Origin of the sequence: Stutzerimonas stutzeri, assembly GCF_018138085.1 — a bacterium.
Classification (GTDB): Bacteria; Pseudomonadota; Gammaproteobacteria; order Pseudomonadales; family Pseudomonadaceae; genus Stutzerimonas; species Stutzerimonas stutzeri_AI.
In genome coordinates this window covers 2,541,010-2,561,493 of the sequence record NZ_CP073105.1, presented here as the reverse complement: position 1 = coordinate 2,561,493, position 20,484 = coordinate 2,541,010, and the positions used below count along the sequence as shown (strand labels likewise).

The following is a 20,484-nucleotide window of genomic DNA, read 5'->3' as shown; positions in this document are numbered from 1 at the left end:
AAGTTGCCAGGCTGACTACGCTCAAGTTGTACGAAGCTTATTACAACAAGAGAGAGGGGCTAACTATGATCAACAACCAGAAAGCTCAGGTCGTTGCACTCGAGTTATGGCGCTTCTGCGCTCACTGCATTGCAGCCATCGTTGTTGTAGGAGCGGTATTGATTGGGTTCCTCGGATCATGGGAGCTGGGCCTCAAGGTCGGTGTACTGCCATTGCTGGCACTGATCGCCGCTGACATGCTGGCCAAACGCCGGGAGCACGACATTCAGCCAAGGAATTCCTGACCACTTTTATCCTGCGCTAACCACAACGGTCGGCGCAGGATCAACGCTCGGCATCGCCGACGCGCAACATCAAGCATTCTGCGTAACGACCGCTTCGGTCTTGCGCCTCGCCATCAGACTTCACCCAACGAAGACGTACAACGCCAGGCCGGCAGTGCTCGCCCGCCGAAGCCGCGCCGAAACGGCTCGGTCATGGATCCGTGGCGCCGGCAGCTTGGGCTTACCGAACTTGAGCGAGGTAGTCACGGTAGTAGTCGAGCGTCGCCAGGTTCTTGTCCTTGGCTTCGAACATGATGTCGAAGCGGTCGAGGAATTCACGGGCGTACAGGTTGGTCCAGCGGTTCCACATGCGCTTGCTATGACTGTAGAGGTCGCGCTTGCCGACCTGCTCCAGCAGTGCCGGCATTTCCAATTTGTCGTCTGCGGAAAAGCCCAGCTCCATCAGGCGTTCGGGTGGCTGCGAGTAGTGCATGGTGGGTCGCACACCGCGCCAGCTGTCGATGATGCGCGAAACCCTCGAATCGTTGGGGTCGATGTAGTCGTCTTCGTTGATCCAGCAGTGATGGATATCCAGCACCACTGGCGCGAGGTCGGCGAGTCCCAGGCAGTCATCGACGCCGTAGGTCTTCTCCTCGTTCTCGAAGGTAATGCAGTTGCGCGCTTCCTCTGAAAGGCGTGGCCAGACAGCCCGGATGCCATCGGCGCCCAGCCGTCCGGCGATATGCACGTTGCATTTGAAATCCTGAAAGCGCCGACCGAAGCCCATCATGCGGATCATGTCGGCGTGGTATTCGAACTCGGCCAGGCTGTTTTCCACGACCTGCGGCTTGTCCGAACCCAGCACGCAATATTGCCCCGGGTGCAGCGAGAGGCGGATGCCCAGCGTCCTGGCACGCTCCCCGATCTGCGCGAAGCCGGACTCCAGCACGCTGCGCACCTCGGCCTGGTCGTAAAAGGCCTTTGCTTGCGGATGGCTGTAGAAGGGCAGCAGGTCACTGCTCAGACGCAGCATGCGCAAGGGCTCGGGCAGGGTCCCGACATAGTCGAGCAACCGCAGCTGCGCGGCCAGATTGTGCTCGATGATCTCGTTCAGCTTTTCCCGCGCGGCCGCCTGCGACACGCTGTTGAGCCAGCGCAAGGTGGTCGAACGCGGGTTGAACGCCCGTTCGATGCTTTCCAGCGTCTTCAGCGATTCGCTGTGGACGGGGTGGCGATACAGGCAGGCGAAACCGATTCTGTACATAGGGACCTTGGGCGTGTGGCGCCATGACGTGTCCTGTTTAGTGGCCATAAGCGGGGCAGGGTGCCGCGCAACTGACGAACGACGGCCCCGGATGAGCGGCCATTTACTGGAGCGGCCGGCTCGCCGATGCCGCTGGGCATCGCCCCGGGGTCCTGTCCCGAGGGAAAACCTCGTACCATGGCGCGTCTACTTTTGTTGCTCTGGTTGGTTGTTCATGTTGTCTGCCGTCAAGCGCTACAAGTTGCTGGTATCCAGTGCATTGGCCCGTTGCTTTCCACGCACCTCGGCCTATGTACAGTCCGAAGAAGAGCTGATTCTGAGGCGCTGGCCGGATGGCCGTAAGCCGTCATCCGGCAAGCCCGGCAAGGCACCGGCAAAGTCGGTCAAGACGGTCAAGACGGTCAAGACGGTTAAGACGGCCAAGGCACCACAAGGCCGGCAGGCGACGGCAAAGCCGCGGGCACAGACGCGCAAAGCCAAATCTTCCGCTGACGACGGGCTTTACGGCCCGGCAAGGATGACCGTCGACACGCAGCAGATCGAGGCCATGCGCCTGCGCGTGGGGCGCGCTGTCGAGGCCGGAGTCGTGCGGGCGCCCTCGGATGAACAGTGGCGCATGATCCTCGACGACAGTCCGGTGACGCGGATATTCGCCGGGGCGGGGTCGGGCAAGTCCACTACGCTGATCCTGCGGGTCGTGTTCATGCTCTGCCATCTGAACGTACCGCCGGAACGCCTGACGGTAATTTCCTTCACCAATGCTTCCTGCGCCGAGTTGCGCGATCAATTAGTCCGGGTGCTGGGCTTCTGGAACGTCGACTTCGACCCTGCCCATGCACGCCGGTGTGTACGCACCTTTCATTCGGCGATGGCGGCATTGGCGAAGGTGTCGCTGGGAAAACCGCAATGGTTCGAGCAGTTGGACCAGAAGGGAGCTTCGCCTTCCGAGCCGGACAATCCGCTGGCTTCCGCGCGCTTGGGGGCGGCGCAGCAACGCTTGCTCAAGCAGGCGTACCAGGCCTGCTACGACGAGCAGGAGGACTTTCGGGCGCGGGTTCATCAGTTGTTGAGCCTGCCCGCGCCAGAGGCTTGCGGGCAGGCAAGACGCACCGCGCCGAAAGCACCGCTGGACGCGTTCAAGCTGGCTGGCGAGTTCGCATCGGTGCCGCTGTTCGAAGCCTTCTACGCGCAGGCGGGTTTTATCGAAAGCATCGGCATTCGCATCGAGCAGATGCAGATCCAGCGCCTGGAGTGTTCGGAGCGCGAGCGATGGTTCGTCGAGGCGCTGGTCCTGTTCTGGCGGTATTTTCAGGCCACTCTGCAGGCGCAGGGGTTGATGACCTTCAACGGTGCCTTCCAGCGACTCACCGAGCAGCTGGCAGCCGGTAGCCCGGACGTCACCAAGGACGCGCTGGCGCCGTTCAGCCACCTGTTGATCGACGAGTTTCAGGATATCTCGCCGCAGATCGTCCAGTGGCTGCAAGCCCTGCACGGCGCACTCGTGCGTCAGGGCGAAACGGTGAGCCTGATGGCGATCGGGGATGATTGGCAATCGATCTACGGTTGGCGCGGCAGCTCCCCGGAATTGTTCATGGACTTCGACAAATACTTCCCCGGCAAGGGCGCATCGAAGCAGAGCAGGGTGCTGATGCTGGAGACCAACTATCGCTCCATCGAGCCGATCATTCGCGATGGCGAGGCGGTGCTCGAGGGCGTCGAGTTCAAGCAGGCCAAGACCAGCAATGCCGCCAAGGCCGCCCAGCCCGGCGACCACGGCGTGAAGCTGGTGACGCGCTTCGACGTCAAGGCGGGCTTGCCAGCACTGATCGCCGAAATCGAGACGCAGTGTCGGCATGTTGCGACTCGCCCGGATGCGGATCGTAACGCCGTGCTGTTGCTCAGCCGCCGCAACGAGCCGTTGCGCGCCATTCAGGCTGAGCTGGACAAGCGATTGCCGGTCAAGGCCTGCACTATTCACCGGGCCAAGGGGTTGCAGGCCGAGGTCGCGATCATCGTCGACGATTGCCTGCCGGTGGAGAAGCACCCGCTTCGCAATGCCCTGTATGCCTACTCGGGGTTCTTCCGAAATGGCTACGATCAGGCCATGGCAGATGAAAATTTGCGCCTGGCTTACGTGGCGATTACCCGCGGCGTGAGCCGGGTGTTCTGGTATACACAGAAGGCGCAGGGCGCCACACGCCTGCTCTCGGCGCGAAAGAAAACGCGTTGAACGGCAGGCAGTGACGCGACACCGATAATGCTGCGGCAAACGTGGGCTTGCCGATGAACCACTACGCACAAGGGGCGAAGACATGCTGAAGCTATGGGGGCGAATCAACTCGACCAATGTGAGAAAGGCGCTCTGGTGCCTCGAAGAGCTGGAGGGCCCCTATACCCGTATCGATGCGGGAGGCGCCTTCGGTGTGGTGGGCGAAGCCGAGTACCTGGCCAAGAATCCGAATCGTCTGGTGCCTTGTCTCGAGGATGGCGATCTGGTGCTGTGGGAATCCAACGCCATCGTTCGCTACCTGGTTGCGCAGTATGGCGCTGGCACGCTGTGGGGCGCCGATCCGCGGCAGCGTGCCGGCGCGGACAAATGGATGGACTGGGTCACGTCGTCCCTGGCAACGCCATTCCGGCCGCTGTTCTGGAACATCGTGCGCACCGCCGAGGATCAGCGCGACATGGCCGCCGTACAATCGGCGCTGGAGGCTTGCGGCACGCTGCTCGCCATCGCCGATGAGACCTTGGCCAGGCAGCCGTATCTGTCGGGTGAACGCTTCGGCATGGGCGATATTCCACTGGGCTGCTTCGCCTACGCCTGGTTCGAGATGCCCATCGAGCGGCCCGTACTGCCGCACCTGCAAGCCTGGTATGCGCGACTGCAAGCGCGTCCGGCCTACCAGCGCGCCGTGATGACGCCGCTGACGTGATCGGTCTCAGCGACTGGCCGATGCCTCGTTCAGCCAGTCGAAGAAGGCCTTGACCGGCGGATGCCGCTCACGGCCAGGTACGCAAAGCGCCGTGTAGTTCGCCCCGGGCACGGTTATATCGGGGCGCAATGGCTGCAACAGCCCCATCGCCAGGCTCTGCGAAACCAGCACATTGCTCGCCAGGACCAAGCCTTGCCCGGCAATGGCGGCCTGCAACGCGTAATGCTCCTCGTCGTACTCGCGCAGTTCTGCGTGTTCCAGCCAGGACTCGCCGGCTGCCTCGCACCAGGCCTTCCAGCTGCGATCGTAAAGCTGTGAGTTGCGCCAACGCACGGTAATCAGAGTCAGTCGTGCCGGGTCCAGAGCGGCGAGGAGCCCCGGCGCGCCGTATACGCCGAAACGTTCGTCGAGCAGGCACTGGCTGTGCAGGCTGGGGTGGCTGCCGTAACCGTAGCGAATCACCAGGTCGATGCTGGCGTCCTGCTGCAGGTCGAGCAGCTCGGTGCTGGTTTCGACGCGGACTTTGATCCCCGGATGCGCCTGATAGAACTGCCCGAGTTGCGGGATCAGCCACAGCGCCGCGAAGACCGGCGTGGTGGATAGGGTCAGGCTGCCGGTACTGGGTTGCGGGCGCAGTTGAGCGACGCTCTGCACGATGTCCAGCAATGCCCCATGCAGACTGCCGAACAGCCGCTCGCCGCATTCGGTGAGCCGAACGCCACGGGCCAGGCGTTCAAACAACGCCACTCCCAGCCAATTTTCGAGCGTCCTGATCTGATGCGATACCGCCGTGGGAGTGACCGCCAGCTCCTCGGCCGCGGCCTTGAAGCTTTGCAGTCGCGCAGCGGATTCAAAGGTGCGCAATGCGGTGAGCGGAAGATTCGCGAACATGGCTATCTCAGGTGAATTCAGTTCATTCCGCTGCAGTATTGCTCATTTGTCCTCGTCGGCTCTGCCCAATAGCTTTAGGTGCGTCAGCCGCAAGATGCGGCGCAGGAGGTGAGAGATGAAAAAAATTCTAGCGGTACAAGGCAGCCCGCGCGGTGAACGTTCCCATTCACGACGCTTGCTCGAGCATTTTTTGCGGGCGCTGGCAGCCGAGCAAGGCGAGGTCAGGCTTTCGCGGCGAGAGGTGGGGCGTATCGTCTTGCCACCGGTCACCGAGGGTTGGGTGGCGGCTGCCTTCAGCGCGCCAGCCGAACGCTCACCGGCAATGCACGCGGACCTGGCGCTCAGCGATGCGCTGGCCGACGAGTTGCTCGATGCGGATCGCCTGGTGATTGCGGCGCCCATGTACAACTTCGGCGTACCCAGCGGCGTGAAGGCCTGGATCGACCAGATCGTGCGCATTGGGCGTACCTTCGACTTCACGCCTGAAGACCCGGCCAGTCAGTACAAGCCGCGAGTCCTGGGCAAGCGCGGCCTGATCATCACCACTCGGGGCGATCGCGGTTACGGCCAGGGCGGGATCAATGCGCACCTCAACCATGCCGACACCCATCTGCGAGCCGTGCTCGGCTTGATCGGCATTACCGATGTCGAGGTGGTCGCGGTGGAGAACGACGAGTTCGGCGGGTTGGCCTTCGAAGATTCCTATCAGGCGGCGCGGCAGCGGCTGGCACAGCTGGCGTTGGATTTCTGATGGCCAACGGCTGGATGTTCCTCATGCTGGCGGCCGGCTTCGAGGTGCTTTTCGCGATGGCGATGAAATACGCCGAAGGCTTCACTCGGCTGCTACCCAGTGCATTGGTGGTGGTCGCCGCGAGCGCGGGGATCTATTGCCTGACGCTGGCGCTAAGGGAGCTTCCGGTGAGCATCGCCTATCCGATCTGGACCGGTATCGGCACGCTGGGCACGGTACTGCTGGGGGCCTTGCTGCTGGGCGAGGCACTGACGCCGGTGAAGCTGATGTCGGTCGCGCTGATCGTCGTCGGCATTGCCGGACTCAGGTAGCGCGCCGGTCGCGGCGTTGCGTTCGGCCGAGTGCAGCGGGGCGCTGCTCGGCCAGGCCGATCGAAGGGCTTCACCGACGCCCGAAGGCCTGCTCGAGCAGTTTCGGCAGTTGCTCCCCGGCCAGTCCTTTCAGTGCGTATTCGCGCTGGCGGTGAGTGACTTCCGGCTGCGGATTGACGTGGACGACGGTCGCTCCGGCGCGCCAGGCCTGCCCTGGAACTTCGGCAGCCGGGTAGACCATCCCGGATGTGCCGACGGAGATCAGCACATCGCAGCGTCCGGCCGCCTCGAATGCGGCGGTCAAGGCGCCGGCCGGCAGGCTTTCACCAAACCAGACCACGCCAGGGCGAAGCGCTCCGCCGCATATCAGGCAGCGAGGCGGCGCCAGGCGACGTCCGCCTTCGGGTTCGTTCGGTGCGTCGAGCGAGGCGTCGCCCGCTTGGCCGCAGTCGAAACACCGCGGTTGGTGCAGGCTGCCGTGAAGATGGATCACCTCGCGACTGCCGGCGCGCTCGTGCAGGTCGTCGACGTTCTGCGTCACCAGCGTCAGCCGAGGCACATGCCGAGCCAGTTCGGCGATCGCCAGGTGTGCGGGGTTGGGTTTGGCCTGCATCACTTTCATGCGGCGCCATTCGTACCAGCCCCAGACCAGCGCGGGATCGGCGCGGAACGCCTCCGCAGTGGCCAGTGAAGACGCATCGAAACGTTCCCAGAGGCCGGTCAGCGCGTCGCGAAAGGTCGGGATACCGCTTTCCGCCGAAACGCCCGCACCGGTGAATACCACGACGTGTTGCGCGCTACGCAGGGTTTCGGCGAGTGGCGTGGGGGTCATCGGTGCCTCCGAGGCGGTTACTGGCTGGCTGGACGGATCGAACAGCACCAATCAATACCACCCACCGCCAGCGGATGCCATCGCTCGCCGGCGTCAATAACGGATTGCTCGGTACAGGCGCTGCCGGTAGGCGATGCCTGTCGTGGGTTGCCGCAGATTGCGCTCAGCGCTGTTCGCCCAGCTGCCTGAATGCGGTCAGCGCGCGCTCGCGGCTCATCGGCAGGTCGACGATAGGGAGCGGGTAGTCGACGTCTGCGAACAGGCCATTCAGCTTGTGTGGGTTATGGATGTCGCGTTCGCCCAGCGTCGCGAGTTCCGGTAGCCAGCGTCTGAGAAAGCGGCCGTCAGGATCGAACCGGGTCGATTGGCTCATGGGGTTGAACAGCCGGAAGTACGGAACCGAGTCGGTACCGGTCGAGGCGCTCCATTGCCAGCCGCCATTGTTGGCCGCCAGGTCCCCGTCGATCAGGTGCTGCATGAACCATCGCTCGCCTTCGCGCCAGTCGATCAGCAAGTTCTTGCTCAAGAACATTGCCGTCACCATGCGCAGGCGGTTGTGCATCCAGCCGGTGGCCAGTAGCTGGCGCATCGCCGCGTCGATGATCGGAAAGCCGGTGCGGCCTTGCTGCCACGCCGCCAGGTCGTCCGGTGCCCGGCGCCAGGGCAGGAACTCGGTTTCGCTGCGAAACGCGCGGCCCATCGAGACCCGCGGGTAGCCGACGAGAATGTGCTTGTAGAACTCGCGCCAGAGCAGCTCGTTGATCCAGGTGACCGCGCCGGGATTGCCGCTGTCCAGCTCGCCTCGGTTGGTGACCAGTGCGGCGTGCAGGCATTGCCGTGGCGAAAGTACGCCGGCCGCCAGATAGGGCGAAACCTGGCTGGTCCCCGGCTCGGCAGGCATATCGCGCAGCGACTGGTAATCCGCCATGACATTCTCGGCAAAGGTCTGCAGGCGCCGGTGTGCGGCCGCTTCGCCGGCCGGCCAGTAGGTTTGCAGACTTTGATCCGGTGATGCCAGGCCTTCCACCGAGGTAGGTACGGGATCGCTTTCCATCGCCAGCCAGCGCTGTGGCGCGGGCGTCGGCAGGCTGCGCGGCAGCGAGTGGCTGAGCCGCGAATAGCAGACCTTGCGAAACTGGCTGAACACCTTGAAGCATTCGCCGGCCAGGGTCGTGATGCTGCCCGGCGCGAAGAGCAACTGATCGAGGTGGCGATGGAACGGCACAGCATCCTGCCGGAGCGCTTCGGCGACGGCCTGGTCCCGGCGCTGCTCGTTCACGCCGTACTCGTCGTTGGCATGCAGGGCGTCGATCCGATGCGTCCGACACAGCTCGACCATCAGCGCCGGAACCTCGCGCCAGTCATCCAGGGTGCGGATCAGCAATGGAACGTTGAGCTCGCTCAGACGCGTCGACAGCTCGGCGAGGTTGCGTAGCCAGAAATCGATCTTGCATGGCGCATCGTCGTGGGCGCGCCACTGCTCCGGCGTTATCAGATACAGCGCCAGGGTCGGGCCGGCGTTCATCGCCGCGGTCAGTGCCGTGTTGTCGGCGACTCGCAGGTCGGTGCGTAGCCAGTACAGCTGGTTCATCGAATAGGGCCTTGAGGTTTCTCGAACGAGGGATTTGCCTGCAGGGCGTCGAGCGCAGCAAGGGCGTCGGCCGCCAGGGTCAGGCCGTCAATGTCGCGCAGTTCGGCTTGATGAATGCTTGCCGTCGGGCCCGCCATCAGCAGGGGCAACCGCTGCGGGTCGACGAGCCGAGGCAGCTGTCGCCTCAGGTCGCCACTGTCCATCGACTGGCTGCCGTAGAGCAGCAGCCCGCATGGATTGAGCCGTGCCAATGCCAACGGCAGTTCGGCCAGTGGAACGGGCCATTCGATGATCTCGACCGGCCAGCCCGCACTGGAAAGCAGCCATGCGCAGAACCACAGACCAGGCTCGAAGCGGCGGTCGCCCAGTGGTATCAAGAGCAGCGGCGCACCGTTGTGCTGTCGATTGAAGTGGTAGAGGCGGCTCCCGAGCTTGGTCCGCAACCAGGTGTTGAACAGCCCGCGCTCCAGCTCGGCGCCGAATTGCCCGGTCCAGCGCTGTTCGAGGCTGGCAAGCAACGGCAGGAGCAGGTGCTCGCAGAGCGTGCGCGGCGGATAAAGCGAAAATGCCCGGTTGAAGCTGTCATCGAGCTGCCGCTCGGCCAACTGAGCGGTCGCCTGCAGCATCTGTTCATGCAGGTCACGCCAGGGGTTGTGTTCGGTCAGGTCGACGATCTGGTGGCTGTCCAGCAGTTGCTTGACCTGACTGACCGCGACACCGCGGTCGAGCCAGTTGAGGATGCCGCGGATGCGAAGCACATGGCTGTTGTCATAGAGCCGATGGCCCTTGGGGGTGCGGCGCGGCACGATCAGCCCATAGCGCCGTTCCCAAGCCCGTAGCGTGACCGGATTGACACCCGTAAGGCGCGCCACCTCGCGGATCGGGAACCAGCCTTCCGGGCCCGTCGCGCCGTTATCTTCATCGGATGTGAGGGCCATGTCAGATGCCGTTCCGCAGGCTGAGGTCTTCCGGGTGGGGCTGCAGGTAGACCTGCGTGGCCACGTAGCGGTCGGGATGGCGGCGGAAGTGATGTTTGAGCAAGGTCATCGGCACCACCAGCGGCACGACGCCTTCGCGGTACTGGTCGATCAGCCGTTGCAGCTCCTGCTTGTCCTGCGTACCGAGGTCGCGCTTCAGGTAGCCGCTCAAGTGCTGCAGCACATTGGTATGGGTGCCGCGTGATGCCGTCTTCTTTAGTGCCTCCATCAGCTGGCTGAAGTAGCTCGGTGCGAAGGCTTCCAGCGGTTGCTTGCCAACCGTGGCGACCAGCCTGCCGAGCGCCTTGTATTGCACGGGGTCGGTCGCCATCAGCTGGTATTTGTAGCGCGAGTGGAATTCGACCAGTGCCTTTCGCGTGACGCCACTGGCCACAAGCCGCTGCCACTCGGCGTAAGCGAAGATTCGGGTCAGGAAGTTTTCCCGCAACACCGGATCATTGAGGCGGCCGTCCTCCTCGATGGGTAGGTCCGGCCGTGCCTGCATGAGTGCGTGGGCGAACAAGCCGGAACCGCCGCCCTCGATCGGATGACCATTGGCCTGATAGACCTTGACCCGCTCCATTCCGCACGAGGGCGACTTCTGCATGAGGACGAAGCCGCAGATGTCGTGCAGTTCAGTGGCGACCTGTCGGCCATAGGCGCTTAACGCATCGGTCACATCCAGCTCGGCGTGCACGCTGCCCACCGCGCGCGGCTGGTCCGGGTCGCCAACGAGACGGATCGGCTGCCGGGGCGTGCCCAGGCCGATCGCCACCTCCGGGCACACCGGTACGAATTCGAAATGCCTGGCAAGCGTCTCGCTGCACAGGCGCGACTCCTTGTGGCCGCCGTTGAATCGCACCGGCTCTCCGAGCAGGCAGGCGCTGATGCCGACTTTTATGGGCGCGCGAGACGAGCTAAGCATGGGGCGACCTCACTGTGTGGTTGTACAAACGTAAGTGGCTGTACAAGTTGAGCTCATCTTAAGTCGTCCGTTGTACAAGTCAATGCTTCTTGTACAACGCTAATATGTAACAAGGCTTGGCTGTAAAACGGCCGGGCGAACGGCCGTCAGTAACCCGTTCCGCCCAGCCAGGCCGAGCTTCGCGAACAGCTCCTGGCTCAGCGCTTGGCTTGCCGGAACCAGCCTCGCGTTGAGCAGGCAATCGACTAAGCTAGAAGTAAATCTGTACAAGTTTTTCAGCCTGTATAAGATGCGGCATCCGCCGTGCGGCCGCGCAGGTCGGTCCGGTGTTAACGCTAGAGAGGAGGGCGCCATGAACATACTGATCACCGGTGGTACCGGATTGATCGGGCGGGCCTTGTGTAAGCAGTGGCTTGCCCAGGGGCATCGCCTCTGGGTCTGGAGCCGCTCACCTGAACAGGTGGCCGAGCGCTGTGGCCAGGCAGTCACGGGCGTCGGGCGGTTGCAGGAGATCGATCACGTCCCTCTGGATGCGGTGGTCAACCTTGCCGGCGCGCCGATCGCCGACCGGCCCTGGACGCGCGCTCGACGCCTGCTGCTGTGGAACAGTCGCATCAACCTCACCGAAGAACTGATCGAGTGGCTTGCCACGCGTGAGCAACAGCCCCAGGTATTGATTTCCGGCTCGGCTGTTGGGTGGTATGGCGATGGCGGCGAGCGGGAGCTCAACGAGGACGACGGCCCGGCCGGCAACGACTTTGCCAGCCAGCTGTGTGGCGCCTGGGAGGAAAGCGCCGTGCGCGCCAAGCGCCTCGGACTGCGCGTCGTGCTGGTGCGTACCGGCCTGGTGCTGGCGCGTGAGGGCGGCTTTCTGCAACGCTTGCTGCCGCTGTTTTGGCTCGGGCTGGGCGGACGACAGGGTAATGGCCGGCAGTGGATGCCGTGGATTCATATAGACGACCAAGTCGCGCTGATAGATTTTCTGTTGCAGCAGCCGGCGGCCGATGGTCCTTACAATGCCTGCGCGCCCCACCCGGTGCGCAACGCCGAGTTCGCCAAGGCGTTGGGCCGCAGCCTGGGTCGGCCGGCCTTGCTGCCGGTACCTGCACTGCTATTGCGGTCGGTGCTGGGCGAACTGTCCGGCTTGGTTCTCGGTGGGCAGCGAACGGTCCCCGCGCGGCTGGAGGCGGCAGGGTTCCGTTTCCGCTTCGTCGATCTGGATGCGGCATTGGCGGACCTGCGCAAGGCGTAGGCGCTGTGTGAAAATAGCGCCGCCGGCCACCGGGGCGACGGCGCGATCCCTTAAATCAGTAGTCAGGAATGTGCATGTCCGAGCAGGCGTTGTTGTTGGTCAATCTGGGTTCGCCGGCTTCCACCGAGGTGGCCGATGTACGTCGCTATCTCAACCAGTTTCTGATGGATCCCTACGTTATCGACCTGCCGTGGCCCGTTCGCCGGCTGCTGGTTTCGCTGATCCTGATCAAGCGCCCGGAACAGTCGGCCCACGCCTATGCCTCCATCTGGTGGCCGGAAGGCTCACCGCTGGTGGTGCTCAGCCAACGCCTGGCCGACGCGGTTCGCCCGCACTGGAGCGAAGGGCCGGTAGAGCTGGCGATGCGCTACGGTGAGCCGTCGATCGAGCGTTCGCTGCTCAAGTTGACCGGGCAGGGCATCAAGCAGGTCACCTTGGCTCCGTTGTATCCGCAGTTCGCCGACAGTACGACGACGACCGCCATCGAGGAAGCGCGTCGAGTGATCCGCGAACATGGCCTCGACATTCAGCTGGCGATCCTGCAGCCGTTCTTTGACCAGCCGGAATACCTGGACGCCCTGGTGCACAGTGTGAAGACGCACCTCGAGCAACCGTTCGACCACCTCCTGCTCAGCTTTCATGGCTTGCCGGAGCGGCATCTACGCAAGACCGATCCGACCGGCTCGCACTGCCTGCGCAGTAGTGATTGCTGCCAGCGCGCGGAAGGCGCAGTGCTTGCCAGCTGTTACCGCGCCCAATGCATCCAGAGTGCCGCCAGTTTCGCCGAACGGGCCGGGCTGAGCGCAGACCAATGGTCGGTGTCGTTCCAGTCGCGTCTGGGCCGGGCGAAATGGATCGAGCCCTATACCGAGGCACACCTGGAAGAGCTGGCTGCCAAGGGCGTCAAGAAGCTGCTGGTGATGTGCCCGGCCTTCGTGTCCGATTGCATCGAGACACTGGAAGAGATCGGCGATCGCGGTCATGAACAGTTCATTGCGGCCGGCGGCGAGGAGCTCCAGCTGGTCCCTTGCCTGAATACCGATGAGCGTTGGGTCGAGGCACTGGTCGCCTTGTGCCGTCGGGCCCCGTTGGCGCTCTAGGTCGGCACTGATACGCGTCGGCCCGCCGTCCAGCGTGGCGGGCCCCGTCGAGCGCTGGTGTTGCTAGTGAGCAGACTCGAGCTTCAGCGCTTCGAACTCTTCCAGCGGCACCGGGCGGCTGAACAGGTAGCCCTGGAACATGTCGCAGCCGTTGGCGATCAGCAGCGCACGTTGCGCCTCGGTTTCTACGCCCTCGGCGATAACTTCCAGGTTGAAGCCGGCGGCGAGGGCGCAGGTGGCCCGCACGATGGTCTGGCTGCTGGCGTCATCGGCCAGCTGACGCACGAACGACTGGTCGATCTTCAGCTGATCGAGCGGCAAGCGTTGCAGATAGGCCATCGACGAATAGCCGGTACCGAAGTCGTCAATGGAGAAGCGAATGCCGTGCTGCTTCAGCGTTTTCATCCGGATGACTGCCTCTTCCATGTCGTCCAGCAGCAGCGACTCGGTGATTTCCAGTTTGAGCAGGCGCGGATTGGCACCGGTGCGCGCGAGCAATTCGAGCAAGCGCCGAACGAAGTCGGCCTGATACAGCAGGCTCGCGCTGAGGTTGACCGCCAGCGTCAGGCTGCACCATTGCGGACGCCCAGCCCAGGCGGCCAGTTGCTCGCAGGCTTGGGTGAGCACCACGAAATCCAGCGCTTCGATCAGGCCGGCACGCTCGGCTGGCCCGATGAAATGGACCGGGGAAAGCAGGCCGCGCTGCGGATGTTGCCACCGCACCAGCGCCTCGGCGCCTATCAACCCTCGGTGCCGCTCGATCTGTGGCTGGAAATGAATCACGAATTCGCCCGCCTCGAGACCGCGGCGGATTTCGTCTTCCAGGCGCAAACGCTCCTGTACGGCCTGTTGCATGCGTGGGTCGAAGAAGCGCAGGGCGTTCTTGCCAGCCTGCTTGGCCTCGTACATGGACATGTCGGCGCGCTTCATCAGCTCTTCGGCGTCGCCGTCGCTGGAGCTGATCAGCACCACGCCCATGCTCGCACTGCTGTGCAATAGCAGTGAGCCCAACCGGTAAGGCTCGTTGAGCGCGGAGAGTATCTTCTCGCCGATCTGCTCGGCCTGGGCGGCGGCATACTCGGCGTTGACGTCCAGGTCCTCGAGCATGACCACGAACTCGTCGCCACCCAGACGTGCCACCGTGTCAGTACTGCGCACTTCACCACCGAGTCGCTCGGCCACCACGCAGAGCAGTTGATCCCCGGCCTGATGGCCGTGGAGGTCGTTGACGTTCTTGAAGTTGTCCAGGTCGATGAACATCAGCGCGCCGTAGTGCTGGCTACGGGCCGTCGCGGCCAATGCCTGTCTGAGGCGGTCGAGCAACAGGCGGCGGTTGGGCAGGCCGCTCAAGGGATCATAGAAGGCCAGGTGATGGATACGTTCTTCGGCTTGCTTGCGCTCGGTGATGTCGGTGAAGGCCGCCACGTAGTTGGAAACCTTGCCCTGAGCGTCGAGCACCGTACTGATCGCCAGCCACTCGGGGTACACCTCGCCGCTCTTGCGCCGGTTCCATATCTCGCCCTGCCAGGCACCGGTCTGCTGGATGCTGCGCCACATGTTCAGGTAGAACTCGGCCGAATGACGACCGGAGGCGAGCAGGCGCGTGTCCTGGCCGATGGCTTCCTCGGCGCTGTAGCCACTGATTTCGCTGAACGCCTGGTTGACCCGCAGGATGCGGTTGTCGGCGTTGGTGATGATCATGCCTTGCTGCGACTCGAAGGCGATCGAGGCGATGCGGCGCTCCTGCTCCGCATGGGCACGATCGCTGATGTCCCGGCTCAGGCAGACTACCGCTGGTTTGTAGGACTGTGCCACGTTGAGGCGCTGGGCCCGGACCTCATACACCTTGAGGCCGTCGGCGGTCTGGATCGAATACTCGAGCAGTCCCGGGGCGTTGCTGGCGAGTGTGGTGCGGATCAGCTCGCGAAACTTCTTGGCCTGTGGCGCGGGCAGTATGTCTTCGAGAGTCTTGCCGACCAGTCTGTCCTTGACGTCCTGAAGCAGGGCCGCGTCATTGGCGATGACTTCCAGATAGCAGCCGTCTTCATCAATGACCAGCAGTACATCGGGTATCGCCTGGGTGATGGCCCTCAGGCGGGCCTCGCTCAGGTGCATCGCCCGTTCGATCTGCTCGCGGTTGAGCATGTCGGCCAGTAGCAGTCCCAGCAGGACCACCGCGGTCGGCAAGACCAGCAACATCGGAAGCGCCACTTGCTCCAGGGTAGGTTTGACGAAAGGGGCTGGCAGCAGCAGGAGCGAGGCCACCACCCCGGCATGCAGCAACAGGCCGAACACCAGCAACTGCCAGAAGCCGACAGCTATCCGGCCGCGCCGATAAAAGTAGCGATAGCCGAGGCCCAGCCCAATCGGCAGCGCCACGTTGAGCAGCCCGACCCAGACCCCCGAGCCGCCGAGCCATACCCGATAAGCGGCGGTCACCAGCCCCGCGATGCCGGCCACGAGCGGCCCACCGAACAGCGCCGCAATGCTCAGCACCACGGTGCGTGCATCGAAAATGATGCCCGATTGCGCTGCGATGGGCATGAGCATGCCGGTGATGCAGGCGCCACCGAACCACAGGCCAGCTATGAACTGCTCCGACAGATGATGCTTCTGCCCCCAATGGCGCGCTGTGAAAGACAACAACCAGCAGAGGGCGAGTAGCACCGTGGCGTTTTCGACGAAAGCGTAAGAAGTCAAATGAACGGATCCCGGTGCAGCCGCCGTAGATAGGCGGAAAACTAATGGCGTATGGCTATTATTCGCATCTTTTTCGCGTGCGTGCACGGCAATGTACGGGCCGCTCGCGGAAATGCGGACAGGCCAGCCTCGATCGGTGGCCCTCTATGCAGGGTATCGGCGAAGCCAAAGCAGACTGAAGTGCGGCGCAGACATCGTCAGGCGGCAGGCTCAGCCGCCAATCGCGGCGAGCTGCTCGCGAAGGGTCGCGACTTCAGCCTCCAGTTCACGGACCCGTTGCTCGGCTTCGACGGTCGCGGTGACGTCTTTCTGGATACCGATGTAGTAGGTGAGCTGATCGCCTTCGTTAAACACGGGCGTGATGGACAGCTCGTTCCAGAAGGCAGCGCCGTCCTTGCGGTAGTTGCGAATGACGTGCCGGCAGGGCGTGCCGGTACGAATCGCCTCGCGGATCGCGGCGATCGCGGGCTGGTCACGGTCGTCGGCCTGCAGGAAGCGACAGTCCTGGTAGAGAATCTCGTCGACCTCGTAACCGGTGAGCCGTTGAAAGGCCGGGTTGGCGTAGATGAGGATATTGTCGTCGCCTTCCTGTTCGGCAACCACGATTCCGTCATTGGAGGCCTCGACCACCAACTGCAGCAATTTCGCATTGATCATGGGGTGTCTCGTATCCGTTTTCGCGGGCATTCTAGATCAGTTACCCTGCGGCGGCACACCTGAGGCGTGGCAAGTGGATCCCGCTTCGGCAGAGCATCGTGGCGGCTGGCGGCGTCGTCTGGACCTCAGGCTTGCCTTGCGAGGCGCTGCACGATCCGGGACGTATCGCCGCGGTAAAGTCGCTGGTTGTGAGCCCTGGGTTACAATGCCGAAACCCTCACACGAATCGACCGTGTCATGACCGATACCGCCCGCGCCTCCACATTGCATTACTCCGAGTCGTTCAAGCAGCAGGAGCTGTTTCCGATCAGAGAGGTGTCTCGGCTGACCGGTGTCAATCCGGTTACCTTGCGCGCCTGGGAGCGTCGCTACGGCTTGATCCAACCGACCCGTACCGAAAGCGGCCATCGTCTGTACTCCATGGCCGATGTCGAAGCGGTGCGCAGGATCCTCGCCTGGACCGAGCGCGGTGTGGCCGTCAGCAAAGTCGGCAGCATTCTGTCACGCAGCGAGGCGAGCAGGGTCGGCCGGCCGCTGGAGCAGCCACAAGCGGTGGCCAGCGAATGGAGCGAGTGGCGGGCGCAGGTGCAGCAGGCCGTGAATCGCTTCGACGACAATCGCCTCGACCAACTCTACGGTCAGATTTTCTCGACCTACCCGCTTGCAGTTGTGTTTCAGGACATCCTGCTGCCGCTGTGGCAGCAATTGCTGGTGTGCCAGAGTGACTTCGGTCAGACCAGCGAATGGCTATTCTTCGACAATTTTCTGCGTGCCCGCGTGCTGCAACGCCTGCAGCTGGGTCGCGCGCAAACGGACGATCGTGTGGTCCTCGCAGCGATGCCGGGACACTGCCGCGAATTGGAGTTGCTGGTCGCCGGACTGTTGCTGTCTTGCGATCAGGTCGCGGTCAGCGTGCTGGCCATCGGGCAGCCGCTGGATGAGCTGGCGCTGGTCTGCGAAAAGGTGCGGCCACGTGCGTTGGTACTGTATTCCAACGCCCCGCCCAAAATGCCGCTGCTCCGGCAGGTGCGCAAGCTTGCGCTGCGGCTCGACTGCCCGCTGGCCATGGCTGGCGAGGCGGCCGAGGACGCGCTGCGGGGCTCGCCAATCGCCTGCCTGGGCAGTGCCAGTAGACTGATGCAGCGCCGTCTTCTCCAGTTTCTGGACGGCAAGCTGGACACCTAGCCGCGACGCTTGCCGCGTGGCGTTCGGCAAACGATGCTAAAGCGGCATTGCGGCCATGGGTAATGGGCGCGATGCTCATCGATCCTGCCGCAACGGGTTATTGCATGCCTCGTCCATCCGACACCTCCCGGCGACCGCCTCAGACGACACTGGCCAACGGCTTGCGGGTGCGTCTGTTGCCCCTTTCCGGCCATTCGCAGGCCGCGGCGATGGTGCGAGTCCATGCCGGTGCCCATGATGCGCCGCGGGACTATCCCGGGTTGGCCCATTTTCTCGAGCACCTGCTGTTTCTCGGCAGCCGAGGCTATTCGGCGGAAGAGGGCCTGATGGCCTTCGTTCAAGGCTGTGGTGGGCAACTGAACGCATCGACTCGCGAGCGGCACACCGACTTCTTCTTCCAGCTACCGGCCGGTCAGCTCGAGCCCGCCTTGCATCGCCTCCTGGACATGCTGGCGCATCCACTGCTCGATCCTGCCGCCCAGCTGCGCGAGCGTGAGGTATTGCAGGCTGAATTCCAGGCGCGCGCGCGGGATGTCGAAACGCTTTGCGATGCTGCCCTGGGCACGGCCTTCGACCCGAGCCATCCGTTCGCCGGCTTCCACGCGGGCAACCGCGACACGCTGCCGGTAGAGCAACCCGCGTTCCAACAGGCGCTGGTTGGCTATCACCGGCGCTTCTACCACAGCGGCCAGATCGAGCTGCTGATCATCGGTCCTCAGAGCCATGCACAGTTGCAGCGGCTCGCCGAGCTTGCCGACGGCATGCTGGCAGCGGGCTGCCCGGTCACGCGGGACGCGCCGCCGCTGCGTTGCAGTCGCGATGCCTGGCTCCGGTTGCACATCGGCGGCGCCGAGCCCCGGTTGAACCTGCTGTTTTCGCTCGAACACATGCCCGAGCATAGTCAGGCGGCGCTGGATGTTCTTTCCTTCGCGGTCACTTCTCAGGCACAGCACGGCTTCGCCCGGCGCCTGCGCGACGCCGGTCTGTGCCATTCGGTCAGGCTACGCACGCCGTACTGGTTTGCGGGGCAAAGCGTCGTCGTCGTTGAACTGTCGTTGACGGAGCAAGGGCTGGGCGAGCGCGCGGTGATCGTCGAGGCGGTGCTCGACTGGTTGCGTTATTGCTCAGGCGAGTCGTACTGGCAGCTTTGCCATGGCGAATATCGGCGCGTGCGCCAACGAAGCCTGCAAGGCGCAGACCCCTTGGCCAAGCTGCGTCATTGGGTTGAGCCGCTGGCCTGGAGCGACGACAGCGATGAGTCCGCGATTCGCCAGGCGTTCGCGGCGCTTGTGGCGCAGATGACTGCCACGGGACCGCTGGTGATGACTGCCGACGACTGCGATTGCCAACCCATCGAGCGCGCAGGCTTCGCGCTGCGACTGAAACGGGAGCCGCCGCTACAGGCGGAGCAAAAGGCATGGCATTGGCGGCCGCCGTCGATCAATCCCTGGTTACAGACCGCTGCCCGCCAGTACCAGGCGAGCTCGATGCCGCCGGCGCTGCACTGGCTCGGGCCGGCCGACGCGGACGGGCAGGGCGCGTTCTACCTGCGCTGGCAGTTCCCGGCGGGGCAAGCGGCGCCGGGACTCCGGCATGTGCTGCGACACGCGCTTCAGTCCGTCGACTGGGCTGTGCAACAAGCAGGCGTGAGACAGCGGTTCGATGACCTCGGCGACGCCTGGACCCTGAGCCTGGTGGGTGCTGCCGAGGCCATCCCCCTGATACTTGCCGATATTGCCGAGCTGATGCGCCAGCCTGCGGAGGCGTCCTTTATCCAGGGGCAACGGCTCGCGGAACGTGAGGTCGCGTTGGGCGGTGACGAGATGCTGATTCGGCAATTGCTCGACCGCATGCCCCGACTACTGGCAGACGCAACGCCGGCTACGCATTGCGAAGCTCTGGATGCAGGCAGGCTCTGGACGCAGTGGAGGTCAGCGCAGTGGCAGGCGCTCGCGACAGGCTTCCCGCCGACGTTGAGTGGGCCGTTGACCGATGCGCTCAGGGCGTTGCCGGGCTCTGCATCCTCGATATCCATTGCGCCCGGTGGCCGTTTGGCAGGCATACGTTGGCACGACCTGAGCGGTGGGGCGGCAATGGCCGAGGCGGCGCTCCTGCTGTTTTGCCCGTTGCCGCAGCAAACCGCCGTATGCGAAGCGGCCTGGCGCGTATTGGCAAGGTTGATCGAAGGCCCCTTTTTTCGTCGCCTGCGCAGCGAACTGCAACTGGGTTACGCCGTCTTCAGCCGCTTCTGTCAGTTCGGTGGTCATCCCGGCATGCTCTTCGCCGTGCAATCGCCCTCTGCGTCCGCAGAAGAGATCCTCGCGCATATCGAGACTTTTCTTGCCGACTTCGCCAGTAGCCTGGATGTTCTACCTGCAGGCGTCATCGAGCGAGCCGTGCGTGATGCGAGCGATACGCACCTGATCGCCGAAACGGATCTGCGGGCTCGTGCGGAACAGCTCTGGCAGAGTCTTCTAGCCGGTCATGACGCCGGCCACCCGCGGGAGGTTGCGTCCGCCATGCGCGCTCTGCAACGCCAGGACCTGACGGCCGCCCTGGCCGTACTACGTGCGCGCACCGCCGGCTGGGTCGTGGTGGCCAACGCCGCTGCGCCCGCCGCGGCGCAGGGCTGATCCCGAGCCGTTACTCCTTCGTTTATCAGATTCAAGCTGCCCCCTGCCTGCCGTCCTGTTGGCGAGCCGGGCCGGTGCGCGTGCCTACCTAAGCGTGACGGCGTACGACCTAAGCGCTACGACGGACGGAACGGGCACGATCGCCTTAGTACGCAAGACGGCGAGCTCGGCGAAAGTAGTAGCCAGTCGCCGCTATTGGAGCCTATGGGCCCTCGGTTG

The 20,484-nt window shown here is 63.8% G+C and carries 17 protein-coding genes; 9 read left to right on the top strand and 8 right to left on the bottom strand.

Annotation, left to right across the window (positions count from 1 at the left end):
• The first annotated feature begins 65 nt into the window (after positions 1–65).
• Positions 66–284, top strand: coding sequence for a hypothetical protein (locus KCX70_RS11785; RefSeq protein WP_031310751.1), 219 nt, complete (start codon positions 66–68; stop codon positions 282–284).
• A 220-nt stretch (positions 285–504) separates the two neighbouring features.
• Here KCX70_RS11785 and uvsE read toward each other — a convergent pair whose 3' ends face one another.
• Positions 505–1,527: a UV DNA damage repair endonuclease UvsE gene (gene uvsE / locus KCX70_RS11780; RefSeq protein ID WP_102845795.1), complete on the bottom strand. Its 1,023-nt coding sequence runs from the start codon at positions 1,525–1,527 to the stop codon at positions 505–507.
• A gap of 214 nt (positions 1,528–1,741) precedes the next feature.
• Between uvsE and KCX70_RS11775 the strand changes: the two genes are divergently transcribed.
• Positions 1,742–3,757 carry a DEAD/DEAH box helicase gene (locus tag KCX70_RS11775; RefSeq protein WP_212617651.1) on the top strand — a complete coding sequence of 672 codons (2,016 nt, stop codon included), beginning with the start codon at positions 1,742–1,744 and terminating at the stop codon, positions 3,755–3,757.
• An 82-nt stretch (positions 3,758–3,839) separates the two neighbouring features.
• Entirely contained in the window at positions 3,840–4,460 is a 621-nt protein-coding gene (locus tag KCX70_RS11770; RefSeq protein ID WP_212617650.1) for a glutathione S-transferase, read from the top strand.
• Between the two features lie 6 nt (positions 4,461–4,466).
• Here the strand turns inward: KCX70_RS11770 and KCX70_RS11765 are convergent, their stop codons facing one another.
• The gene (locus KCX70_RS11765) at positions 4,467–5,351 is read right to left on the bottom strand and encodes a LysR substrate-binding domain-containing protein (RefSeq protein WP_212617649.1); all 885 of its coding nucleotides are present in this window, start codon (positions 5,349–5,351) and stop codon (positions 4,467–4,469) included.
• 115 nt (positions 5,352–5,466) lie between these two features.
• On the opposite strand from KCX70_RS11765, the gene KCX70_RS11760 reads away from it, so the two are divergent.
• A complete protein-coding gene (locus KCX70_RS11760; protein ID WP_212617648.1) occupies positions 5,467–6,102 on the top strand; it encodes an FMN-dependent NADH-azoreductase in 636 nt (211 codons plus the stop codon).
• Positions 6,102–6,413 (top strand): DMT family transporter, encoded by a 312-nt coding sequence (locus KCX70_RS11755; protein WP_102850529.1) that lies wholly within the window; start codon positions 6,102–6,104, stop codon positions 6,411–6,413. Before KCX70_RS11760 ends, KCX70_RS11755 begins: the two co-directional genes overlap by 1 nt.
• Before the next feature lie 70 nt (positions 6,414–6,483).
• Here KCX70_RS11755 and KCX70_RS11750 read toward each other — a convergent pair whose 3' ends face one another.
• The 4 genes from KCX70_RS11750 to KCX70_RS11735 all read right to left on the bottom strand — a co-directional run bounded on the left by KCX70_RS11750 (position 6,484) and on the right by KCX70_RS11735 (position 10,738).
• Entirely contained in the window at positions 6,484–7,245 is a 762-nt protein-coding gene (locus KCX70_RS11750) for an SIR2 family NAD-dependent protein deacylase (RefSeq protein ID WP_212617647.1), read from the bottom strand.
• 163 nt (positions 7,246–7,408) lie between these two features.
• Positions 7,409–8,836, bottom strand: a complete 1,428-nt coding sequence (phrB, locus tag KCX70_RS11745; protein WP_102850531.1) for a deoxyribodipyrimidine photo-lyase — start codon at positions 8,834–8,836, stop codon at positions 7,409–7,411.
• Entirely contained in the window at positions 8,833–9,774 is a 942-nt protein-coding gene (locus KCX70_RS11740; protein WP_212617646.1) for a MerR family transcriptional regulator, read from the bottom strand. The genes phrB and KCX70_RS11740 overlap by 4 nt, the downstream gene beginning before the upstream one ends.
• A 1-nt stretch (position 9,775) precedes the next feature.
• Positions 9,776–10,738, bottom strand: coding sequence for a YbgA family protein (locus KCX70_RS11735; protein ID WP_212617645.1), 963 nt, complete (start codon positions 10,736–10,738; stop codon positions 9,776–9,778).
• Between the two features lie 352 nt (positions 10,739–11,090).
• On the opposite strand from KCX70_RS11735, the gene KCX70_RS11730 reads away from it, so the two are divergent.
• Both KCX70_RS11730 and hemH read left to right on the top strand, forming a co-directional pair.
• Positions 11,091–11,990 (top strand): TIGR01777 family oxidoreductase, encoded by a 900-nt coding sequence (locus KCX70_RS11730; RefSeq protein WP_212617644.1) that lies wholly within the window; start codon positions 11,091–11,093, stop codon positions 11,988–11,990.
• A gap of 74 nt (positions 11,991–12,064) precedes the next feature.
• Complete coding sequence (hemH, locus tag KCX70_RS11725) at positions 12,065–13,090, top strand: ferrochelatase (RefSeq protein WP_212617643.1); 1,026 nt, start codon at positions 12,065–12,067, stop codon at positions 13,088–13,090.
• A 63-nt stretch (positions 13,091–13,153) separates the two neighbouring features.
• Here hemH and KCX70_RS11720 read toward each other — a convergent pair whose 3' ends face one another.
• Both KCX70_RS11720 and KCX70_RS11715 read right to left on the bottom strand, forming a co-directional pair.
• Positions 13,154–15,790, bottom strand: a complete 2,637-nt coding sequence (locus KCX70_RS11720; RefSeq protein WP_212617642.1) for an EAL domain-containing protein — start codon at positions 15,788–15,790, stop codon at positions 13,154–13,156.
• A 210-nt stretch (positions 15,791–16,000) separates the two neighbouring features.
• Positions 16,001–16,447, bottom strand: coding sequence for a PAS domain-containing protein (locus KCX70_RS11715; protein WP_212617641.1), 447 nt, complete (start codon positions 16,445–16,447; stop codon positions 16,001–16,003).
• Positions 16,448–16,684: 237 nt separating this feature from the next.
• Here KCX70_RS11715 and KCX70_RS11710 point away from each other — a divergent pair, with 237 nt between their 5' ends.
• Positions 16,685–17,632: a MerR family transcriptional regulator gene (locus tag KCX70_RS11710; RefSeq protein WP_212617640.1), complete on the top strand. Its 948-nt coding sequence runs from the start codon at positions 16,685–16,687 to the stop codon at positions 17,630–17,632.
• A 104-nt stretch (positions 17,633–17,736) separates the two neighbouring features.
• Positions 17,737–20,265, top strand: a complete 2,529-nt coding sequence (gene pqqF, locus KCX70_RS11705; RefSeq protein ID WP_212617639.1) for a pyrroloquinoline quinone biosynthesis protein PqqF — start codon at positions 17,737–17,739, stop codon at positions 20,263–20,265.
• Positions 20,266–20,484 lie beyond the last annotated feature (219 nt).